Genomic DNA, 3,152 nt, shown 5'->3' on the forward strand with positions numbered 1-3,152 from the left:
AAATTGATTTGAGATATTATAGATTGTTGTGATAAATAATTTTAATTAATAATTGAATTGTATTTAGATTTTAAATTCTCAATTTTTTCTGTAATCATTATAAAATTTTCACCTTTTTCATTAAATTCTTTTTCTAAAACATATACTAATTCATTAACATGTTTCATCATTTCTTTAATATTTTCTAATATTACATCATCCATATCTATTAATATGGATAACTCTTTATTAATAAAATCTATTTTTTTAAATTCACCCATTTTTTTTTCATATTCAGTATTGGATTCTTTCATTTCATCTTCACTACCCACTTTTCTTCCCACACTATCAATATATTGTTCAGTTCTTTTTTTTAATTCATCAGTTAATAAATTAGCATATTGAATATCACCCTTTCCATTATTCTCAATTTCTTTTGTTTTTTTTTCAACTAATTTATTAATTTCATTAATTTTATTTGCTGCACTTGAATTAAATTCACCTTTATCAACAGCTTCTTTTAATTTATTTAAAAAATCACTCATAATATCATTATTTCAATAATTACCTAATTTTTCCATTTCAATTCCTTGAAATTTCAATACTTCATATGTTTTATGTTTAATTCTTTTCTCATATTTTAACAATCCAAAAGATTTTAATTCACCATATTCATCTTTTATGTGAATTTGTTCAATATTAATAATTTCTTTAAATATACTACTATCTGAATCAATTTTATTTGTTTTAAATTTCAAAGGTATAAAAAATTCCAGAATTCTATGTTCAAATCCAATTTTTTTTACGTGTAAAAATTCACTCAATTGTTCAATTTTATTTACAACATTCTCATTTTTACGACTAACTGTCATTGGAAATTTAAATTGTTTTGATTTATTTAACAAATCCAAAACTTCTAACTCTTCAATCTCAATATTCTCATCACTGTGATTATTAACAATAACCTTTTTTTTACCCGTTTTTTTTGTTGTTTCAAATGCTTTGCTTAAACCAACCTCGATTGGTTTATTATTAAAGATATAAAGAATCTCATATCCATCATCATCTAACCTACGTTCTTTATATTCTTCCTCCATTACTTCTTTTATCGTCTTACCAGCATGTTTATGTTTATCATCAAAAAAACCAAAATGTTCGTATTTACGATTATTTTCATCTGCTTTACCATAAAAACCACCAGTATGTTTCCAAGCAGCAATTTCATATTTGCGAGAATTTGATTCTCGTTTAAATTTATCTGCTTTTTTTAAGAGTTCATAATAATTTTTTACATATTTTTCATCACGTTGTCCGGCATAAAATTTTTCAAGTATTTGATTTTGATGTCTATGTCTTTGAATTTTTTTGCCGGATTCACCACCTATTGTTGGATTTGCTTTTAATATATCAATTTCTGTTCTATGTAAAGCAATACTAATATGAATTAAAATACTATGTAGTTTAATATATATCCAAAGTATTAGTTTTTTAAAGAATCTTTTCATAATATTATCACTTCCTCTTATTTTTTTATAATAACTTCTTTATAGAAATTTGATCGTTTTTTTGTAACATGTTCCAAATTATATTTTTCTTTAAAATCATTATATAATTGCTGACCTAATTTTTTCCTTAAATCAGAATCTAATATAAGTTTTTTTAGATATTTTTTCCAATATTTATGTGCATTTTTTACTGATGGAACTAACATACAATTTACCATATGCTTACCATCAACATTATATGGTGGAATGTCTGAACAAACTATTGGTAGTTTACGTGTCCAACACTCGACTTGTTTTAAATTAGATTTTGCTAAATTAAATTCATTATTAGCAAGTGGTGCTATAACAATATCTGTTTCATTTAAAACATTAGCATATTGATTTGCTTTTTGAGTCCAACGTCTAGCAAAATTTTCCTCATTATCATATTTAACATCTCTTTCAAAATTCATCAACCAATCTAAATAATCAGGATTTTTTATAATATCATGATTATTTGTTAATATTTTTTCATATTCAAAATATATACTTTCTGTTGATAAAATATCTCTTTTATTTTCAGTAAATACATTATTCCTATACTTGTTTTTTATTTCATCAGGTAAATTAGGAATCGCATCAACATCACCCCTTGTACGATTAATAATATTTACAACATCATGCGTCCACATGTTGATTTTTTTCAAGTCAGTCGAAAATTCTTCATTAAACTTAATTTCAGTAGTTTTTCCTTCAGTATCCCAACCAGCAATAATTATTTTAAATTTATCTCTCACTTCAGAATCATTTGATAATGCATTTACTACACCATATAATTGCTGAACATCGACCCAATGCGATGATCCTGCCATATAAATAATCCTTACTTTACCATCCGGATCGGGTTTCCAATTATTCTGAAATTGCTTCATCCATTCAGGATTGATTGAATTTTGAAAAACAAATACATTATCCTTTTTTGTGACATTTTTTATTTTATCTCTAAATAATTCTGTTGTTGTTGTAACATAATCAGCAATTTTTAAGTTTTCCAAGATTGGGACATGTAAATTTTTTTGCATTGCAGTGCTATAAAATGGATGTTTATCATGTAATTTCCAATAATCATCAATATCCATTATTAAAATTACACCAGAATCTTTTAACTCTTTTGCAAGAATTCTCATTTTAGTCAAATCAGATATTAATTGTCTATGATAGTGTATAATATCAAATGATTTTAAATAATCCATTGTTTCGGATTTATTAAAATCTATATTTGATGTAATTTCAACATAAAAATCATCTGAAAAACTTTTTTCTAATTGTATTGCGGGTGTTTGTGTTCTAAAATAATTAACTCCAGCACTATCAATATTATAAAATAATATTCTAATTTTTTTATCCATTTTTTTACGAAAATTTATTTTTATTTATTTTTATGTAAATATAGTATAAAATAAATAAAAATAAAAAGGTTTTTTATAAAAAACCAACAAATTTCTACTTTTTTTTTAGATTTTAATCTTCACTTTTTTTCATAAAATCACCATCTAAATTAAATTCATTATCAATAATTTTTTTTTGGTTATTTTCACTCCCCTTTCGATTGTATTTGTTTGTTTTTTTTTCTTTTGTCGTAACGGATTTTTTTTTTTTGGTTTTTTTTGTTACTGATTTATTTTTTTT

At 23.5% G+C, this 3,152-nt stretch carries 2 protein-coding genes; both read right to left on the reverse strand.

Features of this window, described 5'->3' with window-relative positions; all coding sequences use genetic code 25:
* Positions 1-41: 41 nt before the first annotated feature.
* Positions 42-1,484, reverse strand: a complete 1,443-nt coding sequence (locus VAMP_RS04885) for a hypothetical protein (RefSeq protein WP_213349829.1) — start codon at positions 1,482-1,484, stop codon at positions 42-44.
* 17 nt (positions 1,485-1,501) lie between these two features.
* The gene (locus tag VAMP_RS04890) at positions 1,502-2,872 is read right to left on the reverse strand and encodes a glycosyltransferase family protein (protein ID WP_213349830.1); all 1,371 of its coding nucleotides are present in this window, start codon (positions 2,870-2,872) and stop codon (positions 1,502-1,504) included.
* Positions 2,873-3,152 lie beyond the last annotated feature (280 nt).

The organism is Candidatus Vampirococcus lugosii, assembly GCF_018420025.1.
Taxonomy (GTDB): domain Bacteria; phylum Patescibacteriota; class Gracilibacteria; order Absconditabacterales; family Absconditicoccaceae; genus Vampirococcus; species Vampirococcus lugosii.